This window comes from Nocardia sp. NPDC003999, from assembly GCF_053604885.1.
The window spans coordinates 47,126-72,947 of the sequence record NZ_JBSGIB010000019.1; the positions used below are offsets into that span (position 1 = coordinate 47,126).

Annotated in this window: 23 protein-coding genes; 12 read left to right on the forward strand and 11 right to left on the reverse strand. The window is 67.9% G+C overall.

The features are described from left to right. Nucleotides 1–68: 68 nt before the first annotated feature. The 4 genes from ACWESM_RS28560 to ACWESM_RS28575 all read left to right on the forward strand — a co-directional run bounded on the left by ACWESM_RS28560 (nucleotide 69) and on the right by ACWESM_RS28575 (nucleotide 4,728). Nucleotides 69–1,619: an acyl-CoA carboxylase subunit beta gene (locus ACWESM_RS28560; RefSeq protein WP_355075377.1), complete on the forward strand. Its 1,551-nt coding sequence runs from the start codon at nucleotides 69–71 to the stop codon at nucleotides 1,617–1,619. A gap of 75 nt (nucleotides 1,620–1,694) precedes the next feature. Beyond that, on the forward strand, nucleotides 1,695–3,152 hold the full coding sequence (locus ACWESM_RS28565) for a lipase maturation factor family protein (RefSeq protein WP_452494350.1): 1,458 nt from the start codon (nucleotides 1,695–1,697) through the stop codon (nucleotides 3,150–3,152). A 160-nt stretch (nucleotides 3,153–3,312) separates the two neighbouring features. Then, nucleotides 3,313–3,459 (forward strand): hypothetical protein, encoded by a 147-nt coding sequence (locus ACWESM_RS28570; protein WP_355075381.1) that lies wholly within the window; start codon nucleotides 3,313–3,315, stop codon nucleotides 3,457–3,459. Nucleotides 3,460–3,624: 165 nt separating this feature from the next. After that, complete coding sequence (locus ACWESM_RS28575; RefSeq protein ID WP_452494351.1) at nucleotides 3,625–4,728, forward strand: mechanosensitive ion channel family protein; 1,104 nt, start codon at nucleotides 3,625–3,627, stop codon at nucleotides 4,726–4,728. Between the two features lie 144 nt (nucleotides 4,729–4,872). Here the strand turns inward: ACWESM_RS28575 and ACWESM_RS28580 are convergent, their stop codons facing one another. After that, nucleotides 4,873–5,373 carry a metallophosphoesterase family protein gene (locus ACWESM_RS28580; RefSeq protein WP_397277629.1) on the reverse strand — a complete coding sequence of 167 codons (501 nt, stop codon included), beginning with the start codon at nucleotides 5,371–5,373 and terminating at the stop codon, nucleotides 4,873–4,875. A 208-nt stretch (nucleotides 5,374–5,581) separates the two neighbouring features. On the opposite strand from ACWESM_RS28580, the gene ACWESM_RS28585 reads away from it, so the two are divergent. After that, nucleotides 5,582–5,734 carry a hypothetical protein gene (locus ACWESM_RS28585; protein WP_355075386.1) on the forward strand — a complete coding sequence of 51 codons (153 nt, stop codon included), beginning with the start codon at nucleotides 5,582–5,584 and terminating at the stop codon, nucleotides 5,732–5,734. 38 nt (nucleotides 5,735–5,772) lie between these two features. Here ACWESM_RS28585 and ACWESM_RS28590 read toward each other — a convergent pair whose 3' ends face one another. The 4 genes from ACWESM_RS28590 to ACWESM_RS28605 form a co-directional block, all read right to left on the reverse strand. Next, nucleotides 5,773–6,129 carry a hypothetical protein gene (locus ACWESM_RS28590; RefSeq protein WP_355075388.1) on the reverse strand — a complete coding sequence of 119 codons (357 nt, stop codon included), beginning with the start codon at nucleotides 6,127–6,129 and terminating at the stop codon, nucleotides 5,773–5,775. Next, nucleotides 6,126–6,980 carry a DUF692 domain-containing protein gene (locus ACWESM_RS28595; protein ID WP_397277748.1) on the reverse strand — a complete coding sequence of 285 codons (855 nt, stop codon included), beginning with the start codon at nucleotides 6,978–6,980 and terminating at the stop codon, nucleotides 6,126–6,128. The genes ACWESM_RS28590 and ACWESM_RS28595 overlap by 4 nt, the downstream gene beginning before the upstream one ends. A gap of 13 nt (nucleotides 6,981–6,993) precedes the next feature. Further along, entirely contained in the window at nucleotides 6,994–7,914 is a 921-nt protein-coding gene (locus tag ACWESM_RS28600; protein ID WP_452494354.1) for a TIGR04222 domain-containing membrane protein, read from the reverse strand. A 113-nt stretch (nucleotides 7,915–8,027) separates the two neighbouring features. Continuing rightward, nucleotides 8,028–9,254: a PucR family transcriptional regulator gene (locus ACWESM_RS28605; RefSeq protein ID WP_364436843.1), complete on the reverse strand. Its 1,227-nt coding sequence runs from the start codon at nucleotides 9,252–9,254 to the stop codon at nucleotides 8,028–8,030. Between the two features lie 170 nt (nucleotides 9,255–9,424). Between ACWESM_RS28605 and ACWESM_RS28610 the strand changes: the two genes are divergently transcribed. From ACWESM_RS28610 to ACWESM_RS28630, 5 genes are all read left to right on the forward strand, one after another. After that, nucleotides 9,425–10,894, forward strand: a complete 1,470-nt coding sequence (locus ACWESM_RS28610) for a class I adenylate-forming enzyme family protein (protein ID WP_397277635.1) — start codon at nucleotides 9,425–9,427, stop codon at nucleotides 10,892–10,894. A gap of 100 nt (nucleotides 10,895–10,994) precedes the next feature. Then, nucleotides 10,995–12,815, forward strand: a complete 1,821-nt coding sequence (locus tag ACWESM_RS28615; protein ID WP_379253734.1) for a DUF3556 domain-containing protein — start codon at nucleotides 10,995–10,997, stop codon at nucleotides 12,813–12,815. 28 nt (nucleotides 12,816–12,843) lie between these two features. Beyond that, on the forward strand, nucleotides 12,844–14,250 hold the full coding sequence (locus tag ACWESM_RS28620) for a phytoene desaturase family protein (protein WP_452494357.1): 1,407 nt from the start codon (nucleotides 12,844–12,846) through the stop codon (nucleotides 14,248–14,250). 115 nt (nucleotides 14,251–14,365) lie between these two features. After that, complete coding sequence (locus tag ACWESM_RS28625; protein WP_452494359.1) at nucleotides 14,366–14,659, forward strand: hypothetical protein; 294 nt, start codon at nucleotides 14,366–14,368, stop codon at nucleotides 14,657–14,659. Nucleotides 14,660–14,742: 83 nt separating this feature from the next. Next, entirely contained in the window at nucleotides 14,743–15,111 is a 369-nt protein-coding gene (locus ACWESM_RS28630) for a GNAT family N-acetyltransferase (RefSeq protein ID WP_364436830.1), read from the forward strand. Between the two features lie 143 nt (nucleotides 15,112–15,254). Here ACWESM_RS28630 and fadD11 read toward each other — a convergent pair whose 3' ends face one another. From fadD11 to ACWESM_RS28660, 6 genes are read right to left on the reverse strand one after another with little or no spacing between them, the layout of a single operon-like run. After that, nucleotides 15,255–17,084, reverse strand: a complete 1,830-nt coding sequence (fadD11, locus tag ACWESM_RS28635; RefSeq protein ID WP_397277641.1) for a fatty acid--CoA ligase FadD11 — start codon at nucleotides 17,082–17,084, stop codon at nucleotides 15,255–15,257. Beyond that, entirely contained in the window at nucleotides 17,081–18,046 is a 966-nt protein-coding gene (locus ACWESM_RS28640; RefSeq protein WP_397277750.1) for a short-chain dehydrogenase/reductase, read from the reverse strand. Before ACWESM_RS28640 ends, fadD11 begins: the two co-directional genes overlap by 4 nt. An 8-nt stretch (nucleotides 18,047–18,054) precedes the next feature. Next, on the reverse strand, nucleotides 18,055–19,521 hold the full coding sequence (locus ACWESM_RS28645) for a flavin-containing monooxygenase (RefSeq protein ID WP_364436824.1): 1,467 nt from the start codon (nucleotides 19,519–19,521) through the stop codon (nucleotides 18,055–18,057). After that, a complete protein-coding gene (locus ACWESM_RS28650; RefSeq protein ID WP_452494361.1) occupies nucleotides 19,518–21,020 on the reverse strand; it encodes an aldehyde dehydrogenase family protein in 1,503 nt (500 codons plus the stop codon). Before ACWESM_RS28650 ends, ACWESM_RS28645 begins: the two co-directional genes overlap by 4 nt. 59 nt (nucleotides 21,021–21,079) lie before the next feature. Next, nucleotides 21,080–22,132 (reverse strand): PDR/VanB family oxidoreductase, encoded by a 1,053-nt coding sequence (locus ACWESM_RS28655; protein WP_452494363.1) that lies wholly within the window; start codon nucleotides 22,130–22,132, stop codon nucleotides 21,080–21,082. Next, nucleotides 22,129–23,022, reverse strand: a complete 894-nt coding sequence (locus ACWESM_RS28660) for a metal-dependent hydrolase (RefSeq protein WP_364436818.1) — start codon at nucleotides 23,020–23,022, stop codon at nucleotides 22,129–22,131. The genes ACWESM_RS28655 and ACWESM_RS28660 overlap by 4 nt, the downstream gene beginning before the upstream one ends. A 96-nt stretch (nucleotides 23,023–23,118) precedes the next feature. Here ACWESM_RS28660 and ACWESM_RS28665 point away from each other — a divergent pair, with 96 nt between their 5' ends. Then, the gene (locus ACWESM_RS28665) at nucleotides 23,119–23,751 is read left to right on the forward strand and encodes a TetR/AcrR family transcriptional regulator (protein WP_364436815.1); all 633 of its coding nucleotides are present in this window, start codon (nucleotides 23,119–23,121) and stop codon (nucleotides 23,749–23,751) included. A gap of 541 nt (nucleotides 23,752–24,292) precedes the next feature. Continuing rightward, nucleotides 24,293–25,819 carry a flavin-containing monooxygenase gene (locus ACWESM_RS28670; RefSeq protein ID WP_452494364.1) on the forward strand — a complete coding sequence of 509 codons (1,527 nt, stop codon included), beginning with the start codon at nucleotides 24,293–24,295 and terminating at the stop codon, nucleotides 25,817–25,819. Nucleotides 25,820–25,822 lie beyond the last annotated feature (3 nt).

Below are 25,822 nucleotides of genomic sequence, written 5' to 3' on the forward strand. Positions count from 1 at the left end.
CCACGGCGTTCGCCGTCCAGCCCCCTATCGTCTGCGCAACAGCCAGTGAGGTCGAGAGGCAGTTTCGGATGGTCGGCACGCGCGAGAAGTTGGAGCAGTTGCGGGGCACCCTCGCGATCGCCGAGGAGCCTGCCGGTGCGTCCGGCATCGCGAAACGACAGAACAAAGGCATCCCCAGCGCCCGCGAGCGGGTGCGATCGCTGCTCGACCCGGGAACGTTCGTCGAGATCGGCGCACTCGCGCGCACGCCGGGAGCGCCGGACGCGAAGTACGGCGACGGAGTGGTCACCGGGCACGGTCGCATCGACGGGCGGCCGGTCGTGGTCATCGCGCACGACCAGACGGTCTACGGCGGCTCGGTCGGCGAGATGTTCGGCCGGAAGGTCGCCCACATCCTGAAGTTCGCCTTCGAGAAGGCGTGCCCGGTGGTGGCGATCAACGATTCCGGTGGCGCCCGGATCCAGGACGCGGTGACTTCGCTGGCCTGGTTCGCGCACATGAGCCGACGCCAGGAACGGCTGTCCGGGTTCGTTCCGCAGGTCTCCATCATGCTCGGCAAGTGCGCCGCCGGTTCGGTGTACGGCCCGGTGAACACCGACGTGCTCGTCGCTACCGAGAACTCCTACATGTTCGTCACCGGACCCGAGGTGATCAAGACGGTGACCGGCGAGGACGTGACCGCGGAGGAGTTGGGCGGCGCCCACGTGCAGGCGCGCAACGGCACGATCCATCACGTGACCGCCACCGAGCAGGAGGCGTTCGACTGGGCCCGCAAATACCTGAGTTACCTGCCGTCGAGCTGCTTGGAGCAGGCGCCGATCGTGAACCCGGGTCTGGAACCCGAGATCACCGCCACCGATCTCGAGCTCGAGTCGATCATCCCGGACTCCGACCGCGAGGGATACGACATGCACGAGATCCTGCTGCGCATCTTCGACGACGGCGATTTCCACGAGATCCGTTCGGCCACCGCGGCGAATCTGATCACCGGCTTCACGCGCGTGGACGGCCGCAGCGTGGGTGTCGTCGCCAACCAGCCGCTGGTTCTCGGCGGCGCGGTCGACGCGAAATGCTCTGACAAGGCAACGCATTTCATCAGGCTGTGCAATGCCTTCGGCATTCCCCTGGTGTTCGTGGTCGACACTCCCGGCGTGCTCCCCGGCGTGGAGGAGGAGCGCAACGGTGTCATCGTCCGCGGCGGTCGCGTGTTCCGCGCGATCATCGAGGCGACCGTGCCCATCATCAACGTGGTGGTGCGCAAGTCCTACGGCGGCGCGTACGGCTTCATGGCGTGCAAGCAACTCGGCGCCGACATCAGCCTCGCCTGGCCCACCGCCCGCATCGCGGTGATCGGTGCGGAGAGCGCGGTCGACATCGCGGGCAGGCGTCAGCTGTCACAGGTGCCGGAGGAGCAGCGCGCAGCCGTACGAGAGTTCATGATCGACCAGTACAACGCTACCGTGGCGACGCCGTGGATCGCGGCGGAACGCGGATACATCGACGCCGTCATCGAACCTTCCCGGACCCGGCTGGAAATACGGCACGCGCTGCAGCTCCTGCGGGACAAAGAGGCGGCTGCCGAACACAACCCGCGCAAGCACAGCCTGTACCCGATGTAGTAGCGGTTTCCCTGCCGCCGGGCCGGGTATGCGCCCCGATGGGAACGAAGGTCCGCGGTCGGAGGAGTTGCGGGCATGGACTGGTTCACCGCATCCGAATATTGGTTGAGCAGGCAGCTGCTGACTCGCGGTGTCGCAGCCGTCTATCTGATCGGCTTCGTGGTCGCCGCCCGCCAATTCCGGGCGCTGATCGGGGAGCACGGCATGCTGCCCGTGCCGCGCTGGCTGGCCCGGCGCTCCTTCCGGCGCACGCCGAGCATTTTCCATGTCCACTATTCCGACCGGTTCTTCGCCGTCGTGTCGTGGTTCGGTGCGGCGTTGGCCGCGGCGATGGTGGCCGGCGCCGCCGATCTGGTGCCGCTATGGGCAGCGATGCTGATGTGGGCGCTGTTGTGGGTGCTCTACCTGTCGATCGTCAACGTGGGGCAGGACTGGTACGCGTTCGGGTGGGAGTCACTACTGCTGGAATGCGGGTTCCTGGTGATCTTCCTCGGCAACGACCGCACCGCGCCGCCGGTGCTGGTGCTGTGGCTCGCCCGCTGGTTGCTGTTCCGGGTGGAGTTCGGCGCCGGACTGATCAAACTGCGCGGTGACCGGTGCTGGCGCGATCTGACCTGCCTGTATTACCACCACGAGACGCAGCCGATGCCGGGGCCGCTGAGCTGGTTCTTCCACCATTTGCCCAAGCCGCTGCACCGGGCGGAGGTACTGGGCAACCACTTCGCGCAGCTCGTCGTGCCCTTCGGGTTGTTCGCGCCGCAGCCGGTGGCGAGTATCGCCGCGGCCGTCGTCGTCATCACCCAGCTGTGGCTGGTGCTGTCGGGCAATTTCGCCTGGCTGAACTGGCTGACGATCGTTCTCGCGTGCAGCGCCGTGAGTGGGTCCGCGGCCTCGGCGGTGCTCCCGGTGCCCGCAGCGCCGTCGCTGCCGGGACCGCCGGCGTGGTTCACCGGCCTGGTCATCGCGTTCGCCGCGTCGGTGGTCTTCCTGAGTTACCGTCCCGCCCGCAATCTGATCTCGAGTCATCAGGCCATGAACCGGTCGTTCGACCCCTATCATTTGGTCAACACCTACGGAGCGTTCGGCAGTATCGGCCGCACCCGTTACGAGGTGGTCGTGGAAGGCACCGACGAGCCGGCCGTCACCGACCGGACGCGGTGGAAGGAATACGAGTTCAAGGGCAAGCCCGGTGATCCGCGCCGGCTCCCGCGCCAATGGGCCCCGTACCATCTGCGGCTGGACTGGCTCATGTGGTTCGCCGCCGCCTCACCGCGTTACGCGCAGTCGTGGCTGGGCCCCTTCTTGACACGACTGCTGGAAAACGACGCGGCCACGCTGCGACTGCTACGGAACAATCCGTTCCCGCAGACCGCACCGCGCTTCGTCCGGGCGCAACTGTATCTCTACCGCTTCACCACACCTCGCGAATTGGCTCGCACCCGAGCGTGGTGGGACCGCACGCTGGTGACCCGATACGTTCCGCCCCTCTCACTGGACGACCTGCATTACCGCAGCCGTTCCGGTCGGCAATGACGCGTTGGTCGGCTCCACCGCGGGCCGAGAATCCATGCCGGACAACGGCTTGCGCTCGAAGCACAGGCCGGGGGTGGCATTCGCCACAACGGGCGTGGCGACGATCGACGGAGAAACCGGGTATGCGCCCGAATGACGCAATCGACCGAAGGAGGATGTCATGTCCATCTCGGCCTCGCGCTCGCAGTATCGCGCCGCCCGACGCGGCGGCAGCGGCTATCCCGGCACGGAGCTGCCCGTCGAATGGACCATCGCGGCATGGGTTTTGGTGTTGACGGTGCTGAGCCTCGCGCTGGCGCTCCTATAGGAACGCCACCCGGCGAAGAGCGGGGACCAGCTGAAGGCCCGCTTCGCTGGAGCAGGAAGCTCAGCATTGCACTCACCTACGCGGGAGCTGAGCGGCATCGTGCGCTCGAGAATACTGGCGGTGCGCTACCGATGCGGCGAAAAGTTCTGCACCGCGGCGGGGTGAGTGGACGAGGAGAAGGAGTTCGATCCGTTGGAGGAAATACTACGGCCGCTCATCGTGCTTCTCGGTACGGTGGCCATCACCGTGACGGCCGGTCTGCTGTTCGATCGCTTACTGCGTTACAGCGCCCGTAGACGCCCGGGCAACCAACTTCCCACTCTATTGCGCCGGGTGCAATTGCCTGTGCAGGTGTTGCTCGGCGCGATGGCCTTGCATGCCACCTACCCGTTGGCCCACCTGGATTTGCGCCAAGACGAGATGATCAGGACCGTCCTGGCGACGGCGGCGATCATGGCAGCGGCATGGGGCGTCATCCGTGCCGCCGACGCGGTCGCGGAGAACACGCTGCGCTCGTATGCCCGGCGCACCCAGGACATCATGCGGGTTCGGCAACTGCGCACCCAGCTCGGCCTGGTGCGCCGGATCGTCACCTCGGTCCTGGTGGTCACGACCGCCGCCGTCGTGATCCTGCTGCTGGTGCCGAGCCTGCGGACCCTGGGCACCTCGCTGCTGGCCTCGGCGGGGGTGATCGGCATCATCGCCGGTGTCGCCGCCCAGTCGACACTGAGCAACCTGATCGCCGGATTGCAGATCGCGTTCGGGGACTCGGTCAAGATCGGGGACACCGTTGTGGTGGAGGGAGAGTGGGGCATCGTGGAGGAGATCACCCTCGCATTCCTCACCGTCCGGATCTGGGACGACCGCAGACTGACCATGCCGGTCTCCTACTTCAACAACAAGCCGTACGAGAACTGGTCGCGTGGCGGGGCGCAGATCACCGGTACGGTTTTCCTGTACCTGGACCACAGCACACCGGTGCCGCTTTTGCGTGAGCACTTGCAGGAGTATCTGCGAACGCGCGCGGATTGGGACGGTCGCGCCTGGGGTCTGCAGGTCACCGACAGCACGCCGACGAACATCGTGGTGCGCGCGACGATGTCGGCCGCCGACGCCGACGACGTGTGGAACCTGCGCTGCGCGGTCCGTGAGGAAATGCTCGACTGGCTCGGCCGCAACCACCCCTACGCCCTGCCCAAGATCTCCACCGCGATCACCGAGACCGCCACCGATCGTCATCTGGCGCTGGCGGGCGACCGCGGCGACTGAGCTACCGTCACCGACACGTTGCTGGCGATCGACCCGGGCGGATGTTTCATCGAACCGGTGACCCTGGAAGTGCTGACCGCGACCAGGCGCTGAGGCGAGTGCGCACCGTGGGAAGCCGCGTTCGGAGTGCGGTGCGCCGAGAGGTCAGCGGTTCGGAACGGTGTGCAGCGTTACCCCGCTCAGCCGCCCGGACTGTATCCGCGCGGTGAGATAGGTGTGTTCCGGTTGGCGGCGGCGGTCGGTGGGCGAGCCGGGATTGAGCAAGCGCAACCCGCTGTCCGCGACGCTGTCCCACGGAATGTGGCTGTGGCCGAAGACGAGTACGTCGGTATCCGGGAAGTCCCGGGCGCAGCGTTCCTCCCGGCCCTTCGCGGGTCCGGTTTCGTGCACCACCGCCAGCCGGAGTCCGTCGAGTTCGGCGCGGGCGACCTCGGGCAGCCGCGTACGCAGCTCCGGACCGTCATTGTTGCCGTAGACACCGACGAGGCGCGCGCTACGTGCCTCCAGGCGGTCCAGCAAGGCGGCCTCCACCCAGTCGCCCGCGTGTACGACCACGTCGGCGGCGTCGACCTCGCGCCAGAGCAACTCCGGCAGATCCCGCGCACGCTTGGGCACGTGCGTATCGGAGATGATGAGCAACCGCATGGTGACCGGTCTACCACGGTTGCGGCGGAGCGCCGATTGTCCCGGTCATGGGGCAGACGACATGGCAGATTGCTTGTGTGATATCTATCACACCCCCTCGGGCTGCCCGGTCGAGATTGGACCTCCGGTCGTGGGTATGCCGGGCGTGACGGTGACGCAGTACAGCGCACCGGTGCGACAGTTTCCATCGCGTTGTCCGGGAGGGCTTGTGTCTTCGATGCTTTCGTTTCTCATGCTCATGCTGATGCTGCCGGGGATGGCGACCGTCGCTGCGTATGTGACGGTGGCGATCAGTGTGTGGCTCGAGGAGCGTCGCGACGCCGCCGACCCCGCGGTCCGGGTCGAAGCGCGCCGCTCGTAGGCCGCGGCCGGTCCGAAATCAGGGCCGGCCTATGCGCGTCACCGGCGCAACCAGCGCGTTACCCCCCGGCGGCGAGGTGCGGCCCTCCAGTCGAGACCGGTGGCGGTCGCGAAGGCGGCGGCGTCGGCGGAGGTGGTCGTCTTCGGGTGATTCCGTGCCCATGCCGTGAAACGGGCGGTGAAGTCACCCTCGCACGCGTGCACCAGCAGCGGGAAACGGCGTGCCACCTCGCCGGCGCGCTTGCGCAACAGCGCCTCCGCCGCGGCGCCGACGGCCTCGGCATCGAATCCGGGCGGCACCGTGGCTCCCGCGACGAGCGCACGCACCAGCGCTGCTTGCCGCTGGGCCAGCGTCGCGTCGTCAGGCGGCCGCGCCGGTCGGGACGCGGCGCTCACGCCAGTACCGCCCTGGCGCCCGCGGTGATCGGCGGGCGGTCGACGGCGGCCGCGATGGCGTCCAGTTCATCGAGCAATTCGGCCGCGAGCGGATAGTTGCCGTCGCGCTCCAGCATGATCGGCGCCGGACGATGCGCGGTGTATTCCGCCACGAGCGCGAGAACTTCGCCGGGAACGGGGTCGGTGTGGGTGTCGTGATAGCGGCCGCCGGATTCGTGACCGCCCGCGACGTGGCAATACGCCACGTGTTCGGCGGGCAGGCGAAGGAGCTCGGCGAGCGGGTCGCGACCGCGGTTGCGGGCGTTCGCGTAGACGTTCGCGAGATCGAGCAGCAGCCATACCCCGGTGCGTTCGACGAGTTCGGACAGGAATTCCGCTTCGGTGTATTCGTCGTCGGGCCAGTCGAACAGCGTCGCGATGTTCTCCACCGCGAGCGGGACGTCGAGCGCCGCCTGGGTTCGGGCGATATTGCGGGTGAGTGCGTCCAGCGCTTCGCGGGTCCGCGGTACCGGTAGCAGGTGACCTGCCTCCAGGCCGCCCGCGCGTACGAAAGCGATGTGCTCGCTCACCAGCGGAGCCGCCACCGCCGCCGCGCAGGCCGCCAAATGCTCGACGCGATGGCCCGCGACCGGCTCCGCGCCGCCGAGCGACAGCGAGATGCCGTGCGGCACCACGGAGACGCCGCGCGTCCGCAGAGCGGCCAGTTCCTCGGGGACGGCGAGCTGCCCGGCGTGGCGGGGGTCCCGGGGTAACGACTCCGCGATGACCTCGCAGAATCCGAGCCCCGCCAAAGCGGCTATCACCCCGCAGATCTCGGGTCGCCAGCCGATACCGAGCGCGTCCGGTGGCAGCGGGCCGGGGCGCTCATCCACCGCAACCGCCGCAGCCGCCGCCACAGCCGCCGCCACATCCGCCTCCGTCCCCGCCACTGTCCCCGCCGCTGTCGCCCCCGCCGTCCCCACCGCCCGACGCGCTCGGCGGCGCGACTGCCTGGGCAAGTCCGGGATCGAGCGCGACGAGCGCACCGATGCCGAAAACAGCTGCCGCGAGTGCCGCGCTCTCGGCGCCATAGGTCGCGTAGGAAGGCGAATTGCTCGGCCGCAGATACCGATTGCGGTCCGACGCGGCGTCCCGGGCACGCACACCCAGCGCGGTGAGCCGGGGCTTGCGCACCACCAACCAATAGCCGAGCGCCTGCGCGATCACCAGCACCACCAGCACCCCGACCGGGTTCCCGTGCGAAGCGCCCGCGATGATCCGCACCACGCCGAGCGCGCCGGTGAGGAGAAGCGGCATGCCCGCGTCACGCAGACCGTGGCGCATGTCGGGCCCGGGGAAGTACCCGAGGTCGACCATCCTGGTGCGCAGCGCGTCGAGCGACCCGCCGACGATCGCGCCGACGGTCTTGCGCTGCCCCGCCGCCAGCCGGTCGTACACCGACACGGTGAACGGATCCAGCTGCCCACGCTCCTGCGCGGTGAGTGCGCGAACCGGCGCGGCGCCAGAATCGATCGCGTCGACGCCGCGCAACCGCGCCATCGCCGCGAGTACGGCGTTCTGGTCGCCGTACAGCATTCCCAGCTCGGGCGAGGTCAATTCCGCGCCCGGCGCGGCGACCGCGTCGGTTTCCGGATCCGCGCCCGTCACCCGCGATCGCAGCCAGATCCCCACGAACAGGGCCACCAGCACGAGCGGTATATAGACGGCGAGGAACTGCGGCCCGGAAATACCCCAGGTATCACCGGCAGCGACAAGTCCGTCCGAGCCCACCCCGATCACTTTCATGTCCCACCTCGGAATCGGTCCAACCTGCTCCAAGTATCGGGCCGCCGCGGCTCACACGCCACAGCGAATCGCCGTGGCGCGCATCGGCAGCGGTCGTGACCCGACGGCCCGGCTCACTTCACGCGGCCGAGGCCGAGTTGCTCGGCGAGCATCAGGGCGATCTCGGTCTCCAGCCGATTCACCGTCAACGGATGACCGAGCACCTCCTCAGCCCTGCGTATCCGGTAATGGACGGTGTTCTTGTGGACGTGCATGCGCGCCGCGGCGTCGGTGAGGCTGCCGCGGGCCTCCAGATACGTCTGCACCGTCTCGCGCAGACGAGCGGTGGTCTCGTCGTCGCGCATGAGATCGCCGAGCACCCGGTGGACCCACGCTCTCGTGTCGGGCAGATGGTCGATGAGCAGGCTCGCCAGCGCCACCCGGGAGTGCACGGTCAGCGGACGACCGGGGTCGGCGAGCAACGCGAGGCCACGAGCGCGCTGGGCATCGCGGAAGGTCTGCCGGAACCCGGCCAGTCCGGGGCCGGGATCGCCGATCGCGACGCGAATTCCCGGGCGGCGGCGCAGTTCTCGCTCGAGCCGGTCGGCATCCAGTGACGGTTTGCCGACCGACGATATCCACGCCCAGCAGTTCTGCTCGTCGACCAGGACCGTCAGCGGGTGTTTGCCGGTCGCGGTGGCGAGCATCGACGTACCGGCGCGCAGCAGTTCGATCGATGCCGCGCCGGGTTCGGGCACCCAGAGGACGGCGGCCATATGCCACCCCCGCAGCGAGGCGGACAACATCTCCTCCGCGGAGGCCACGTCGAGGTTCTCGGTGTCGAGCACCGCGCGGATCTGGGCCGCGCGGGTGGTGTCCGAGCGCGCGTCCCAGCGGCGTCGTTCGCTCTCGTAGATGTCGATGACACCTTCGATGACCTGGTCGATGTAGCTGTTGACCAGCACGGCGACCCGGCTGGTGGTCGCCAGGGCGAGATCGGCGGGTGTCTCGGCACGCCGGAGCGCGGCGATGGTCTGCTGCATGAACATGTGTTCGCCGAGGCGGTACGCGCGCAGCAGGGCCTCCAGGGACATCCCGTGCTGGGCGAACCGGCGAGCGTACTCGGCGGCGGCGGGCGGCACGGTGATGTCGTCGCGCGAGATGCTCAGCATGAGCATGTCGAGGATCGCGGTGAGGTTGGACGCGGTGCTGGCGATCATCAGCCGTCGCACTTCGTCGTCGTGGCGGAATTCCGGGATCACCTCGGCGAACATCGCGGTCATCTCGGCGGTCAGCCGGTCCAGATCGGCTTTGACGCGTCCGGCGACATCGCGGATGGTCGTGTCCACGTCAACGCTCATGCCGGGACCGTACCGGAACCGGCGCGGCGGCTCCGACGCATTCCGCTTTCTTTTGTGCCATCGGCACAAAGCGCGCCGAAAACTCTGGGATGCGGGCCCGTAGCCGGGTTCTCGCACCCGATCTAACTTGGATTGTAATCCCCGTCACCCCGAAGTAGGTGAGGACATAAGTGCAGCACGTTGTGGAAATTCCGGAGGTCAGGGCGACCTGGAATCCGTCCGGCCCCTGTATTGCGGACGACCGCGAGCAACTCGACAATCAGACTTTCGTGAAACGGGTACGTACGGCCGCAGCCGTCCTGTACGCGAATGGCGTTCGTGAAGGCGACGTCGTCGCGGTCGTATTGTCGAATCGACTCGAATTTGTCGTCATTCTTTTCGCGGCATGGCGGCTGGGTGCCGCGGTCAGCCCCGTGAAGCCGGATTCGACCGTCGAGGAGGTGCGTTATCAGGTCGAGGACTGCCGGGCGAAGGTGGTCGTGACCGAAGGCGGACGCGAAGGTGCGACGCTGGATGTGACCGAGGTGGCCGGACCGGGCGCCGAGGTCGCCGGGCCCGAATCGGCGCCGGTGGATCCAAGCGCCGCGGCGCTGATCATCTACACCAGTGGCACCACCGGGCAGCCGAAGGGCGTCGTGCTCGACCACGCCAATATCGCCGCCATGTGCGCGATGCTGGTCGGGGCACTGGCATTGAACGACACCGACCACAGCTTGCTGATCCTGCCGCTGTTCCACGTCAACGGGATCGTGGTGAGCGTCCTGTCGCCGCTGCTCGCCGGTGGCCGGGCCACGATCGCGGGCCGATTCTCGGCTTCGGCGTTCTTCGGCATCGTGGAACGTGTTCGCCCGACCTATTTTTCGGGCGTTCCCGCGATCTACGCGATGCTCGTCGCGCAGCCGGAGAGTTCGGCGCCGGACACGTCGTCGTTGCGCCGTGCGATCTGCGGAGCCGCGCCGATGCCCGCGGAACTGATCGCGCGGTTCGAAACGCGTTTCGGTGTTCCGATCGTCGAAGGCTACGGACTGTCCGAGGGTACCTGCGCGTCGACGCTGAATCCGCCCGGCGGACCACGGAAGCCGGGCACGGTCGGGCGGCCACTGCCAGGGCAGACCGTGGCGATCATGGATGCCGACGGTCGGGTCGTGCCCGCCGGGACGAGCGGGGAAGTGGTCATCCGGGGTGCGAACGTGATGCGAGGCTATCTCGGCCGACCCGAGGCGACCGCGCACACGGTGGTCGACGGCTGGCTGCATACCGGTGACGTCGGCTATTTCGACCCGGACGGATACCTGGTGCTGGTCGACCGGATCAAGGACATGATCATCCGGGGTGGCGAGAACATCTATCCCAAGGAGATCGAGAACGTCCTGCACGCCCATCCCGCCGTTCTGGAAGCCGCGGTGGTGGGGGCGCCCGATCCGGTCCTCGGCGAGGTACCGGTCGCGCATGTGGTGACGATGCCCGGCGCGCGGGTCGATGCCGCGGATCTCGTCGAGCACTGCCGGAGAACTCTCGCCCGCGCGAAGGTTCCGGTGTCGATCGAACTCACCGAAGCGCTGCCACGGAATCCGGTCGGCAAAATCGACAAACGAAAGCTCCGCGCGCTGGTCGCCGACGCGATCGTCACCACCACATAGAAACAATCCGCTCGGCGGTGAGCGGAACTCCCATGATCCGAACCGCATTCGGCCGGGTCCTCGCATGCGCTTTATTCATCGGATAAGAAAGGTCCGAACAATGGGATTCAAAACAGCGGATTTCCCGCCCGTCGACGTGACGACGTTCCTCGATCAGCCGTTGCGGGAGCGGATGAGAACTTTGGCCCTGCATTGGGTCGAATTCGGTTTCGGCTCGCCGAGGATGATCCACACGATCTATCTGCTCAAGGTTCTGCTGGTCTCGGCGCTGGGCGGCGTCGCCGTGGCGACCTGGAGTTCCGGCGTCGGCCCGTTCTGGGATGTCGCGGCCTGGTGGAACGAGCCGATCGTCTACCAGAAGCTGGTGCTGTGGACCGTCTTGATCGAGGCGCTCGGCATCGCCGGGTCGTGGGGGCCGCTCGCGGGCAAGTTCAAGCCGATGACCGGCGGAATCATGTTCTACGCCCGCCCCGGCTCGATTCGCCTGCGGCCGTGGCGACGGGTGCCGTTCACCGGCGGTGACACCCGCACGGTGGCGGATGTGCTGCTGTACCTGGCGTTCCTCGGGACGCTCCTGGCGGCGATCGTGCTGCCCGGCGTGCCGAGCGCCTCGCTCAGCGCGGCGCTGCCGGACAACACCTCCGGCCTGGTGAATCCCGCGCTGCTCGTCGCTCCGATCGTGCTGTACGTACTGTGCGGCTTGCGGGACAAGACGATCTTCTTGACCGCGCGCGGCGAGCAGTACCTGCCCGCATTGGTGTTCTTCGCGGTGCTGCCGTTCGTCGACATGATCATCGCCGCCAAGTTGCTGATCTGCGCGGTGTGGATCGGGGCGGGCGTGTCCAAGTTCGGGCAGCACTTCACCAACGTGGTACCGCCGATGATCTCCAACAGCCCGGGCGTGCCCGCCAAGTGGATCAAGCGGCTGCACTACCGTGACTTCCCCAGGGACATCCGGCCGTCGAAGGTCGCCTCGTTCATGGCCCATGTCGGAGGCACGACCGTCGAGATCGTCACGCCGCTGGTGTTGCTGTTCTCCACCAACCACTGGCTGACCCTGGCCGGAGTGGTGCTGATGGTGGTCTTCCACGCGTTCATCACCTCGACGTTCCCGCTGGCGGTGCCGTTGGAGTGGAACGTCCTGTTCGCCTACCTGAGCATCTTCCTGTTCCTGGGCTTCCCCAACGGGGGCGGCTACGGTCTGGCCGACATCTCCTCGCCGTGGCTGGCCGTGGCGATCGTCGCGGCGCTGGTGTTCTTCCCGATCCTCGGTAATCTGCGCCCCGATCTGGTGTCGTTCCTGCCGTCGATGCGCCAGTACGCGGGCAACTGGGCCTCGGCCCTGTGGGCCTTCGCGCCCGGTGCGGAGGAGAAGCTGAACACCATCGCGCACCGGCCCACCGTGAACCAGATCGACCAGCTGCGTGCGATGGGTTACCCGCCCGAGGTCGCGGAGATCACCATGCAACAGACGATCGCGTGGCGCTCGATGCACAGCCAAGGCCGCGGCCTGTTCTCCCTGCTGTACACCCACATTCCCGACATCGATCGCTGGACCGTGCGGGAAGCGGAATTCGGCTGCAACTCGCTGATCGGGTTCAACTTCGGCGATGGTCACCTGCACAATCTGGACCTGATCGAGGCCGTGCAGTCCCGAGTGGGATTCGCTCCGGGAGAATGGATCGTGGTGTGGGTGGAATCGCAGCCGATCCACCGCGGCGTCCAGGAGTATCAGGTCATCGACGCGGCGCTCGGCGTCGTCGAACGCGGCACCTGGCGAGTGCGCGACGCGGTCGAGGCGCAGCCGTGGCTGCCCGACGGCCCGATCCCGCACGAGGTGACGTGGCGGCGCGCGGGCTACACCGTGCCGACGCCGCTGGAGGAATCGACTCGGGTGCTCGCGCCGCAGACGGTCGGCTGACGGTCGGCCACGAGGGACGGAGAGCGACATGAGCAGCGCAGTCGTGGTCGGCGGCGGCCCCAACGGTTTGGCCGCGGCCATCACCTTGGCCCGAGCCGGTTGGGACGTCACCGTGCTGGAGGCCGCCGACGAGATCGGGGGCGGCACTCGCACCGGCGAGGCGATCGTGCCCGGTCTGCTGCACGACCACTGCTCGGCAATCCACCCGATGGCGGTCGGCTCTCCTTTCCTGCGCGGTCTCGACCTGGAGCGCTACGGATTGACCTGGGCCTGGCCGGAGATCGACTGCGCCCATCCGCTCGACGACGGCACCGCGGGCGTGCTGCTGCGCTCGGTCGCGGAGACCGCGGCCGGTCTCGGCGGTGACGGCCGTGCGTGGCGACTGCTGTTCGAGCGGACGGCGGCGGGCTACGACCGGATGAGCCCCGACATCATGCGGCCACTGCTGCGTGTGCCGCGCCACCCGGTGCGGCTGGCGCGCTTCGGGATTCCCGCCGTGGTTCCGGCCACGCTGCTCGCCGGACTGTTCCGCACCGAGCAGGGGAGGGGGTTGTTCGGCGGCGTCGCCGCGCATGCCTTCCACCCGCTGCACCGGCCGCTCAGCGCGAGCATCGGCCTTGGCATCCTCACCGCGGGCCACGCCTACGGCTGGGCGGTCGCCGCGGGTGGATCGCAACGGATCACCGACGCCATGGCGGCGGCCCTCGGCGACCTCGGCGGAAAGATCGAAACGGGCGTGCGGGTGCGGTCGGTGTCCGATCTGCCGCCGGCGGAACTGACCATGTGGGACCTGGCGCCGACCGCGGTCGCGGAGATCCTCGGCGACCGCCTGCCGCCTCGAATCCGGAAGTCGTATCAAGAGTTTCGTTACGGCCCGGGTGCCTGCAAAGTCGACTTCGCGGTGCACGGCGGCGTGCCGTGGACGGCGGAGGCGGCGCGCCGGGCGGGGACGGTGCACCTCGGCGGCACGTTCGCCGAGATCGCCGCCACCGAACGCGAGATCCATCGCGGTCGCATGCCCGAACGACCTTTCGTACTGGTGGGGCAGCAATATCTCGCCGATCCGCAACGTTCGGCGGGCGACATCCATCCGATCTGGGCATACGCTCATGTCCCGCACGGCTATCCCGGCGACGCCACGGCGGAGATCACCGCCCAGATCGAACGCTTCGCCCCCGGTTTTCGCGACCGCATAGTCGGAACCAGCGTGCGCAGCGCGGCGGAATTCGCCGAATACAACCCCAACTATGTGGGCGGCAACATTATGACCGGCGCGAAGGACATCACACAGCTGCTGTTCGGTCCGCGTAGGACCCTGCAGCCCTATGACGTAGGCGTGCCGGGTCACTACCTGTGCTCGGCGGCCACACCGCCGGGCCCAGGGGCGCACGGGATGTGCGGCGTGAATGCCGCGCAGCGGGCGCTCCGGCGTTGACGAGCCCGGCCATCGTCTCGATCCTCGCCCTGGCCTGACGCTGCCGCGGCGACACCACCGGCTGGTCCGGGGTGACCAGCGGTTTCCCGCTGGATCACCCGGGCAATCGGTCACCGTGGATGCGGAGAACACCAATGCAGCGGACACGTCGTCGAGCAGAGCACAGCGTTTCGGCCGAGTCACGGCGGATGATCTACGCCGGTTGCTGGCCACCGGCCAACCGGACGCGTACCTGGTCCTCGAGGAGGGGCAGATCAGAATCGAAGGTGCCTTCGGGTCCGAGCCGCAAGGAATGCTCATCCTGTCGCGGGCCGAACTGGCCGCCCGGATCGGAGAGGACCCGGACGCCGCCGCACTGACCGAGACCGCCGCCGAACTGGACACCGAAGTTCGTCTCCGGGGTGCCTGAAACGTCGGCGGCCCGTGCGGCCGGCTATGGATCTGCCGGAAATCGCTTTGCACGGTCACGTGCCGGATGGCCACGATATCGGTATGAGCATCGAACCGTGCTCGGCGCTCGCACCGGGCGTCGTGCCACCGGAACGGATCGAACTGGACGAGCTGCTGTTACGGCGATGGCAGCCGGAGGACCTGCTGCCGCGACTCGAGGCGATCAACGCCTCGTTCGACGAGATCCACCCCTGGATGGACTGGCTCGCCGAACCGGCGACACTGGAGAGTCAACGCGCTTTCGGCCGGGAGACGGACGAGAGCTGGCCCAGCGCCGCGGGCAGTTTCAACTTCGGCATCTTCGCCGCCGACGGCAGCGTGCTCGGCGCGGTCGGTCTGCACGATCGGCTCGGCTCGCGAGCTGTGGAGATCGGCGCTGCCGGGCGTCGATCGTGTCGAGATCCACTGTGACGAGGCGAATGTCCGCAGTGCCGCGGTAGCCCGGCGGCTCGGCTACCGGCTGGACCGGATCGAGCCACGCGAAAAGCGTGCGCCCGCGGAGTCCGGTCGTGGGATGTACTGGGTCAAGGAGCGATGATCAGCCGCCGGTTCGCTCAGCCGGTGGCAACCGGGGCGGCGACAGGCCCGGCGGGTTCGTGGACATCCGGGCCGAGGTCAGTTGCGTAGAGTCCGGCGATTTCGGTGGCGTATTTCTCGGCGATCACCCGGCGCTTGAGTTTCATCGTAAGGGTGACTTCGTCGCCGCCCGCTTCCCAGAAGGTGGGCAAGACGCGGAACCGCTTGACTTGCTCCACCCGCGAGAGCTTCGCATTGCCCGCGGCGATGCCTGCGGCGATCTGCTCGATGACGCCGGCGTCGGCCGACAAGGCCGCTGCCGAGCAATCGGGCAGGTCGTGCCGCTCGGCGTACGGTCCGGCGGTTTCGGCATCGAGGACGAGGAGCGCGGTGTTGTAGGGGCGGCCGTCGCCGATCACCGCGATCGCCCCGATCAGCGGTGTCGCCGCCTTGATCGCGTTCTCGATGTTGGTGGGGGACATGTTCTTCCCGGCGGAGTTGATGATCAACTCCTTCTTGCGGTCCACGACCCTCAGATATCCGGCGTCATCGATGGTGATCACGTCGCCGGTGCTCAGCCAGCCCTCGGAGTCGACGGCCTCGGCGGTCTTGCCGGGCTCACCGCGATAGCCCTTCATCACGAGCGGGCCGCGGACGTGGAGTTCACCGTCGTCGGCGATCCTGGCCCGCATGCCGGGCAACAGTTTGCCCACGGTGCCGAGCCTGGCGTCGCCGGGGTGGCTGACGCTGCAGATGCAGGTGAGTTCGGACATGCCCCAGATCTCGGCGATCGGGATCCCGAGCCCGGCGAAGAATCCGAGCGTTTCGGCGGGGATCGGCGCGGCGCCGGACATCGCCCAGCGGACGCGGTCTAAACCGAGTTTCGCGCGCAGCCCGGACAGGACGAGTCGATCGGCGCGTGCCCACTCGGCGGCGACGGATTCGGGGACCGGCTCCCCGGCCAATTGATGAGCGCTGCGCTGGGCGGCGACCGCCAACGCCCACCGCAACGCGGCCTGGCGCTGCTCGCCGGGCTCGTTGGCGACCGCGAATTCGATTGCCGCTTTGAGCTTTTCCCATACCCGGGGCACGGCGCCCCAGATCGTGGGGTGCAGGTCGGCCAAGGCGGCGCTGATCCCCGTCGGATCGGCGACGCAGGTCACCTGGGTGCCGAAGACCTCCTGGAAGTACAGCGCGGTCAGCCGGTCGGCGATGTGCGCGGTGGGCATGTAGGACGTGATGGTGTCCCCGAATCGGATGCCCAGCACCTGATCGACGGCGTAGCACTCGAACATCAGGTTCGCGTGCGTGGTCTCCACCCCTTTGGGATCGCCGGTGGTGCCCGACGTGTAGATCAGCGTCGCGACGTCATCGGGCTGGACCGCGCGCCACGCGGCGTCGAAGTCGAAGTCTCGCTCACCCGCGGCGATGACGTCAGCGACCGACAAAGTGCCCTCCGGGGCGTCGTCGACGCATACGATGTGCTCGAGTTCGACGCCGCTCGCGCGGACTTGTTCGACATATCCGGGCTCGCAGATCAGCACGCGCACACCGGCGTTGCCCAGAACGTACGCGATCTGCTCCGGCGACGCGGTGTTGTACACGGAGAAACTGGTGGCGCCGAGATGCTGCGCCCCGACCTCCAGCGGATAGAACTCGATGCGGTTGGACATCATCAGGGCCACCGTGTCGCCGCGCCGGACGCCCAGTCCCGACAGCCCGGCGGCGATCAGACGGACCCGCGTCGCGTACTCGCGCCAGGTGAGGGTGGCGGCGTCGCCGGGAGTGCGGAGCGCGACCGCGTCGGGATCGACGGCCGCGTTGTGCTGGAAGGCGGCGGGGAGCGTGTCGAAGCGTGGAGTGCTCACGAAAGGGATTCCTTCGGGTCGGACGGCGCATGCTGCGGCCGGACCGTGCTGAGTGGAGATGCGATGGGCGACCTGGAGCCGTCGTGACCGGCATACGGCGACGGTGTCGTGCGCGCTTCGACCCTGCGCAGCAGGTCGTGCACGCGGCGGTCGTGAGCGAGTGCGCTGTCGAGCACGACATTGACCGCCCCGCGCAGCAGCGCGTAGGGCTCCCACCCTGCCGGTGCGATGGTGCGCGCGGCGCGACGCTCGATGCCGTCCGCGATGGTCCCGGCCGCTTGCGCCGCCGAGATGCGCGTGTTCAACGGCCACGGCAGCAGGTCGTCCAGCTCACGGCCGAGTTCGTCGTGATCGAGGGTGTCGTGGGTCATCCGGGTGTCGACGATGCCGAAATAGGCGATGCCCGCCGAAGCGCCGAACGGCGCCAGTTCTACACGCAACGCCCGACCCAGCTGTTCGACCGCGGCTTTGCTGATCATGTACGGGGCTCCCGCCATGCCGGGAGCGAACGCCGCGCACGACGACACCACGACCACATGACCTTCGGCGGCGACGACGTGATCGAGCGCCGGGCGCACGGTGTTGAACACACCGGTGAGGTTGATGTCCATCACCCGGTCGAAGTCCTGCCCGTCGAGCGTGCGCACCGTCGCCGGGCGGGGCACCACGCCCGCATTGGCCACCACCACGTCCAAGCGGCCGAAATGATCGGCGGCCCGGTCGACGACCGCCCGCATCGCCGAGCGGTCGGCGACGTCGGCGGCGATGGCGAGGGTTCGATCGCCCAATCCGGCGGCTGCCGCGTCGACCGCATCCCGGTCGAGATCGACCAGCACGACCGAGGCCTGCTTGTGGTGCAGCAGCGCGGCCAGTTCGCCGCCGATGCCGCGCCCCGCGCCGGTGATCAGCACGACCCTGCCCGCGACCGAATATCCGCGCCGCCCCCTGGCGATCCGGAGCATGTCGCCGATCACCGGATCACCTCGTAGGCCGCGGTGTCGAATCGGCTGGTGCGCTGCCGGTATTCGAAGCTCCAGTTCGGGTAGAGACCGGCGTTGAGCCCGTCCGGCGTCTGGTAGTAGCTCTGGCATCCGCCTGTGAGCCATACCGTCGACGAACTGCGGCGAGCCATCTCCGCGACGAAATCGGCCTGCGCTGCCGGTCGCACCTCGATCCGGCGCGTTCCGCGGGAGCGCGCGTCGCGCAAGGCGTCGACGATGTAGGCGATCTGGGATTCGATCATGTAGATCGCGGACTGGTTACCGGCGGCGCCGAACGGACCGAGCGTGCAGAAGAAGTTGGGGAACCCGGACAGCGCGACACCGAGATAGCTCTGCGGTCGTTCCCGATAGAGCTGCGCCAGCGTTCGCCCGTCGCGCCCGACGTAGCGCTCGTAGGCGGTCGGGATCGAGGTGAAACCGGTTCCGAAGATGAGGGTATCCACCGCGTGCTCACTGCCGTCGCGCAGCAGAATCGAGTGCGGCCGGATCTCGGCGATCGGCTGGGTGACCACGTCGACGTTCGGCTGGTCGAGTGCCGGTAGGTAGGTGTCGGAGAAGATCGCTCGTTTGCAGCCGATGACGTAGTCGGGGGTGAGCTTCTTGCGCAGCTCCCGGTCGCGGACCTGCCGCAGCAATTGCAGTCGGCCCAGCGCCTCGTACGGGTGCCGGAAGCGCTGATCGACCAGCGAGATGAGCCCGAAGGTCTCGATCGCCGCGTAGAACCCGCCGCGAATGGCGCGCTGCGCCAGCGGGATACGGCGCAGCAGCCGTCGCTCGAGTTCGAGGGTGCGGCGATCCATGCGCGGGACGATCCAGGGGGCCGATCGCTGGAACAGCAGCAGCTGGGCCACCTTCGGCTGGATCTCCGGCACGAACTGCACCGCCGAGGCGCCGGTGCCGATCACCGCGACCCGCTCGCCGGTGAGATCGTGATCGTGGTTCCAGTGCAGCGAATGGAAGGACGTGCCCGCGAAGGAGTCGATGCCGGGCAGCCGGGGATACTTCGCCTCCGCGAAGAGCCCGGTGGCCGATAGCAGGAAGTCCGCGGTCAGCGTGCCGCGCGAGGTCTCGATCCGCCAGAGCGAACCTTGCTCGTCCCACCGGGCGTCGAGCAGTTCGGCGCCGAACCGGATGTGGCGGACGACATCGTGTTCGATGGCCACCGAGCGGATGTAGTTCAGGATTTCCGGCTGCCGTCCATAGGTGCGCGACCACTCCGGATTGGGTGCGAAGGAGTAGCTGTAGAGGTGGGACGGCACATCGCAGGCACAACCGGGATAGGTGTTGGCCCGCCAGGTGCCGCCGAGGTCGTCGGCGCGTTCGAGGACCACCAGATCGTCGAATCCGGCCTCGCGGAGTTTGATCGCCAGGCCGATGCCGCCCAGACCCGCGCCGACGATCGCGATGGGGGTGTGTTCGATCGGATCGGAGGTCACTGGCGCTTCCTTCCGTGTAGGACCGCGATGAGCAGGTCGACGACCATGTCCACGCGGTGGTCGCGCCGGAACGAGGTGAGCGGCAACGGGGACGGGAAACGCTGGCGCGTGGTGGCTTTGGCGTAGGTGAATTCCCTGAGCCCGTCCGGCCCGTGCACGCGGCCGAATCCGGAGGCGCCGACGCCGCCGAGCGGCAGCGCGGGAATGGTGGCGTGCGCGACGAACGCGTTGATGGAAATGCCGCCCGCCCGGATGCGGTCGGCGATGTCGCGCCCGTTGCGGCGGGCGAACACGGTGCCGCCCAGCCCGTAGGCGCAGCGGTTGACCAACTCGACGGCCTGGTCCATGTCCCTGACCTTGGTGACCGTCAGGGTGGGACCGAAGGTCTCCTCCGTCACCGCGGACGCGTCCTCGGGGACGTCGACGAGGATGGTCGGTTGGAGGAACTGACGATCGAGGGCATCCGGGCCGCCGAGCACCGCCCGGGCACCGCGTGCGACGGCGTCCTCGATGTGGCGGCGAATGATCGCGAGTTGCTTCGGCATCGTGATGGGGCCGATCTTCGAATCCGCCCTACCGGCGTCGATCTGTCCCGCCGCCGCCACCAGTTCGGCGAGGAAGTCGTCGTAGACGTCGGCGTGGACGTAGACGCGCTCCACGGCCAGACAGGTCTGCCCCGCGTTGGACAACCCGCCCCACACCGCCGCGTCGGCGGCGGCGGAGAGGTCGGCATCGGCGTCGACGATCAACGCGTCCTTGCCGCCGCACTCCATCAGCACCGGCGTGAGGTTCTCCGCGCACGCCGCGAGGACGAGTTTGCCGGTGGCCGTGGATCCGGTGAACCCGATTTTGCCGACGCCGCTGCGGCACAGAGCGTTTCCGGTGTCGCCGAGCCCGGTGATCACTTGCAGCACCGGCTCGGCGGGCATGGTGCGTGCGAACGCCTCCGCGAGCCACAGCCCGACGCCGGGGGTGTACTCGCTGGGTTTGAACACCACCGCGTTCCCGGCGGCCAGCGCGAAGGAGATGGAGCCGAGCGGAGTGAAGACCGGGTAGTTCCACGGTCCGATCACGCCGACCACGCCGAGGGGAAGGTATTCGACCGTGGCCGCGTGGTTGAGCGTCAGCATGCTCGACGGCACGGAGCGACGGCCGAGCACCTTCTCGGCGTTGCGGGCCGCCCATCGCAAGTGTTCGAGGGCCATCGCGATCTCGAGTTTGGCGTCGGAGACCGGCTTGCCCATTTCCCGGTGGATGATCTGGGCCAGTTCGTTACGGCCGGTGGCGATCTGGGCGCGCCAGGCGTCCAGATGCCGAGCGCGTCCGGCGAAGCCGAGATCGTGCCACCAGGTCGCGGCCTCGTGGGCGGCGGCGACGGCGGTGTCCACGGCATGGCGGTCGTGGACCGGGTAGGTTCCGACCACCTCGCCGGTGGACGGATCGTGCACGTCGAAGGTCGACACGACCGACGGTGCGTGATTGTCGGTGGAGACGCTCATCGGGTCGTCTCCCTCGATCGGCAACGCATAGACAACGCTGTCCCTTTCCTATGACGGTCTCAGAGGTCGACCACGAGGTGTTCGCCCGCGGCGCGGGAGACGCAGACCAGCATCTGGCTCTCGCGTTCGGCCGCGGTGAGCACGCGATCACGGTGGTCGACGGCGCCGGAGACGACCGTGACTTTGCAGGTGCCGCAGAATCCCTGCCGGCAGGAGTAAGGGGTGTCCGGCAGTGCGCGATGAATCGCGGTGAGCGCCGTTTCGTCGGCCGCGACCCGGACGGTGGTCGCAGTGCGCGCCAGAGTGAGGTCGAATTCCGCGCCGTCGACGACCGGCAGCGCGGAGAACCGTTCGGTGTGCAGCGAGGCCGTCGGGTTGAGTGCGAACAGGCACCGCCGCGCCGCATCGAGCATCGGCGGCGGCCCGCATACGTACACCGCCGCACCGGGTTCTGCGCGCGCCAGCAGTGCGGCGACATGCGGAGGGCCGAATTCGTCGTCCGGCCTGACGTCGGCGTCGGGCAGGTCGGCCAGGAACGGCATGGTCTCGCGTGAGCGGCCGACGTACACCAGGCGTCCACGCGCGCCCGCGGCCTCGATCATCGGGATGATCGGGGTGATGCCGATGCCACCGGCCAGGAACAGATACGACGGCGCCTCGACGAAGGTGAACGCGTTGCGCGGCCCGCGAATGCGCAGACGGTCGCCGACTCGCAGCGAATGATGGATCTCGCGCGATCCGCCGCCCCCGTCGGGAATGAGCCGCACCGCGATGCGATACCGGAACCGGTCGCTCGGGTCGCCGCACAGCGAGTACTGGCGCTGCCGTCCCGAGGGCAAGAAGACATCCACGTGCGCGCCCGGCCGCCAGGTGGGCAGCGGACTGCCATCGGCCGCGCGCAGTGTCAGGCTCACCACGTCGGCGGCTTCGCGTTCGATCCCGGCGATCGTGACGTCCGTATCGAAGCCCTTGCGGCGCACCGTGTTCGGGCGGGACAGGAGCGCGGCGGTGCGTCCGGTGACGAACACCTTCCGATAGATGTCCATGACATCGCCGATCAGGCGCAGTCCCCCGGGCGCCGAGCGCTCGGCCAGGGTGGGTGATCCGTTCATCGGTGCGCCGCCCGCGCGGCAGGCGAGTGCGCCAGGTAGCGCAGGGCCTTGTCCATCGGACCCAGCTGGGACGGATGGAAACCCGGCCGCAGGTACCGCGGCATCTCGGTGACGAAGACCGTCCACTTCGGGATGACGCCACGCCGGGTCGCGCTCCAGAACTGCAGGCCCCAGAACCGGCCCTTCTGCGGCGACGGATCCTTCCGGTAGAGATAGGCGGTGGAGACGATGAACAGCGGAAGCAACGTCGCGCTGGCCAGGATCGCCGTGCGGGCTCTCCGTGCGTAGCTGCCGTCGATATGCATGAAAGCGTCGTAGACGACGCTGCGGTGCTCCACCTCTTCGGCGCCGTGCCACCGGACCAGGTCCAGCATCGCCGGATGCATGCCCTTCTCCTCGAGGATGTCCGCGTTGAGCAGCCATTCCCCGAGCACCGCTGTGTAGTGCTCCATGCCCGCGAACAGACCCAGCCGTTCCTTGAGCCACTCCTCTCGCGCCCGGCCGGTCAAGCCGTGGTCACCGAGGATGCGATCGACCAGCCAGGCGACTTTGCCGACGTAGGAGTCGACGTCCAACCCGATCGATCGCAGGTGGGCGCGCGCGGCTTCATGACTGTTCGCGTGCATGGTCTCCTGCCCGATGAACCCCGTCACCTCCTCCCGCAATCGTTCGTCGTCGATGTGCGGCAGGGCTTCGGCCAGTGCCTGCGCCATGGCTCGTTCCCCTTCGGGCAGCACCAGGTGCATCACATTGACGATGTGGGTGGCCAAGGCTTCGCCCGGCACGTAGTGCATGGGCACGGAGTCGAAATCGAAATGGACGTCGCGCGCATGGATGGCATGCGCTTCGTCGCGATACCGGCGCTGCGTCGCGCCTGCCTGCTCAGCCATGACCCGACCGTACAGAACAACAAATCGCATTGCAATGTTGCAGCAACAACTCGGGCTGAATGTTGCAGGATGGATCCGTTTTGCTAGCGTTGGCCCATGCCCACCGCGTCGAAGGCCACTGCGAGCAGCGAGAATGTCGCCGGTACCCTCGTCACCCGGATCCTGGACGCGGCTCTGGTCCTCTTCGAGCAGGTCGGCGTCAAGAAGACGACGATCGAGGAAGTGGCGCGGAAGGCGGGCGTGGACCGGGTGACGGTCTATCGCCATGTCGGTGGCCGCGACGACCTGGTGCAAGCCGTGATCAGTCGAGAGGTGGCCGCGGTGCTGGCCGAGATCACCCAGATCGCCGACCGGCACGACGAACTCGGCGATCTCGTCGCCGACATGTTCGTCACCGTGATCACCCGCTGGCGCACGAATCCGCTCGTCGACCGCATGCTGGCGCTGGAACCGGCGCGCGTTGTCCTGAAACTCACCGTCGATGGCGCGGGCCCGTTCGCGATGTCCGTCCACGCGACGGTCACCGCGCTGGAGCGCGCTGTCGAACGGGGAATCCTGCCGCCCGCAACGGATCTGACCACTCGTGCGGAAATCGTGTGCCGGATCGTCCACTCGCTGATCCTCGCGCCGCACGGGCTCACCGAACTCCGGACCGACGGGCAACTCGACGATTTCGCGCGCACATACCTGGTACCGGTGGTGGCCGGACCGAACGTCGCGCCCCGCTGACACCGGACGCACCGGACCGGTCGCTCCGTGGAATGCCGCGCGCGGATGTCCAACGGGCGAACGCTCGGTTGTACCGCGGCAACCGCTGTCGATTTCGTCCGGTGTTCCGCGAAAAACGCTGCGCCGGAATTCGTTCAGAAGACGCCTTCGTCCACTTGGCGATCCCGGATGTGCCGTTGACCAGCGCCACGTCGAATCCGTCGCGTTCGGCGAAACGGTCCTCGGCATCTCCCCGCGCTCTCGTTGCGACGAGACGATCGGCCGTACCTGCGACAAGGCCCGGCAAAATAGCGGAGAGTGTGCTATTTGGCAGGCGATCGATCGCGACTGACCGCGTGGTGAATGGGGGACCGCGACCGTCAGCGGATCGTCGAACATCGTCCCGTTGATCATGTGATGCGCGGTGTTTCACTGTGGCTCCGTACTTCTGGCCTACACCGTCCAGCGGTCAGCCACTCGGAAGTGTTTCCATCCAGAAGCCTTCAGCCAACGAAGAGATGAGGTAGCTGCATGTTGACTGTGTGATGATGAAGGAGGAGGGGTGGCGATCTCGATGACCTACAAGGTGGCTGTCGTCGGAGCGGGTTTCGGCGGCATCGGGATGGGAGTCGGGTTGCGGCGAGCCGGGATCACGGATTTCGTGATCTTCGAGCGGGACGGCGACGTCGGCGGGGTTTGGCGAGACAACACCTATCCGGGCTGCTCCTGTGATGTGCCGTCCCACTTGTATTCGTTCTCGTTCGCGCCCTACCGAAGTCGGCGCATCCGATATCCGCGCCAGGCGGAGATCCTGGAGTATCTGCGCGGGGTCGCCGCCGACCACGGTTTGGTTCCGCATCTGCGATTGGGCACCGCGATCAGGGAAGCCAGCTATCTGGAAACCGAGGGCGGGTGGGAACTGACCACCTCCGACGGGCGGCGTGTGGTCGCCGAGGTGGTGATCTTCGCCGTAGGCCAGCTGCACCGGCCGAGCATTCCCGATCTCGCGGGCCGGGCGGATTTCGCCGGACCGTCGTTCCATTCCGCGCGCTGGGACCACGACCAGGACCTGCACGGCAGGGACGTGGCGGTGATCGGCACCGGCTCCAGCGCGGCACAGATGTTGCCGACCCTGGCCACGAGAGCCCGGCGGGTCCGCGTCTTCCAGCGCACGCCGCACTGGGTACTGCCCAAACCACCCGCCGACTTCGGGCCGCTCGCTCGAACGGCGCTGCGGCTGCCCGGCGCTCACCATCTCTATCGCCGAGTCCTGTACTACGGCTCCGATGCCGTGCTCGCGCCGATCATGCGCCGAGGTTGGTCGGCGCGGCCCGCCGAATGGGCTGCCCGGCGGTACCTGCGCAGCCGGATCGCGGACCCGCGGCTGCGGGCGAAACTCACCCCCGACTATCCGATCGGGGGCAAGCGCATCATCTTCGACAGCCACTATTATTCGGCCTTGGCCCGCGAGAACGTCGAGCTGATCACCGACCCGATCGCCCGGATCACCCGCGATGGAGTGCGCACCGCCGATGGTGCACACCATCCCGCGGATGTGATCATCTACGCCACCGGTTTCCGTGCTCCGGAGTTCCTGGTCCCGATCACCGTGCGTGGACGCGGGGGCGTGCTGCTGCACGACCAGTGGCGTTCCGGAGCGACCGCGCTATTGGGCATGGCGGTTCCCGGCTATCCGAATGCCTTCCTGATCGCCGGGCCGAACAGTTTCAACCCCGCGGGCAGCAATCCGGGAATGAAGGAGTGTCAGGTGGACTACATCGTTCGTTGCCTGCACTGGCGTGATCGGATCGGCGCGTCCGCCATCGAGGTCAGGGAAACCGCGATGCGGGAACATCAGCAGTGGCTCGAGCAAGCGGTCACCAAGACGGTGTGGCCCGCGATGGGATCGAACTGCTGGTACAAACACGACAGCGGGCGCGTCACCAACCCGTGGCCCGCCTCGGCGCGTGCCTTCGATCGCGCCTTACGGCGACCGCCGTCCGAATCGTTCCGTGCGGTTCCCCTCGATCCGGCGAACCCGACAGATCCGGCCGCATCGGAACCGGCCGCCGGAATCCACTCCGAGTGACAA

Excerpts from the sequence above, each read along its gene's own strand:
- ACWESM_RS28560 (WP_355075377.1), top strand. The coding sequence starts at position 69 with ATGGTCGGCACGCGCGAGAAGTTGGAGCAGTTGCGGGGCACCCTCGCG.
- ACWESM_RS28565 (WP_452494350.1), top strand. The coding sequence starts at position 1,695 with ATGGACTGGTTCACCGCATCCGAATATTGGTTGAGCAGGCAGCTGCTG.
- ACWESM_RS28570 (WP_355075381.1), top strand. The coding sequence starts at position 3,313 with ATGTCCATCTCGGCCTCGCGCTCGCAGTATCGCGCCGCCCGACGCGGC.
- ACWESM_RS28580 (WP_397277629.1), bottom strand. The coding sequence starts at position 5,373 with ATGCGGTTGCTCATCATCTCCGATACGCACGTGCCCAAGCGTGCGCGG.
- ACWESM_RS28600 (WP_452494354.1), bottom strand. The coding sequence starts at position 7,914 with ATGAAAGTGATCGGGGTGGGCTCGGACGGACTTGTCGCTGCCGGTGAT.
- ACWESM_RS28605 (WP_364436843.1), bottom strand. The coding sequence starts at position 9,254 with ATGAGCGTTGACGTGGACACGACCATCCGCGATGTCGCCGGACGCGTC.
- ACWESM_RS28615 (WP_379253734.1), top strand. The coding sequence starts at position 10,995 with ATGGGATTCAAAACAGCGGATTTCCCGCCCGTCGACGTGACGACGTTC.
- ACWESM_RS28620 (WP_452494357.1), top strand. The coding sequence starts at position 12,844 with ATGAGCAGCGCAGTCGTGGTCGGCGGCGGCCCCAACGGTTTGGCCGCG.
- ACWESM_RS28630 (WP_364436830.1), top strand. The coding sequence starts at position 14,743 with ATGAGCATCGAACCGTGCTCGGCGCTCGCACCGGGCGTCGTGCCACCG.
- ACWESM_RS28640 (WP_397277750.1), bottom strand. The coding sequence starts at position 18,046 with ATGCTCCGGATCGCCAGGGGGCGGCGCGGATATTCGGTCGCGGGCAGG.
- ACWESM_RS28650 (WP_452494361.1), bottom strand. The coding sequence starts at position 21,020 with ATGAGCGTCTCCACCGACAATCACGCACCGTCGGTCGTGTCGACCTTC.
- ACWESM_RS28655 (WP_452494363.1), bottom strand. The coding sequence starts at position 22,132 with ATGAACGGATCACCCACCCTGGCCGAGCGCTCGGCGCCCGGGGGACTG.
- ACWESM_RS28660 (WP_364436818.1), bottom strand. The coding sequence starts at position 23,022 with ATGGCTGAGCAGGCAGGCGCGACGCAGCGCCGGTATCGCGACGAAGCG.
- ACWESM_RS28665 (WP_364436815.1), top strand. The coding sequence starts at position 23,119 with ATGCCCACCGCGTCGAAGGCCACTGCGAGCAGCGAGAATGTCGCCGGT.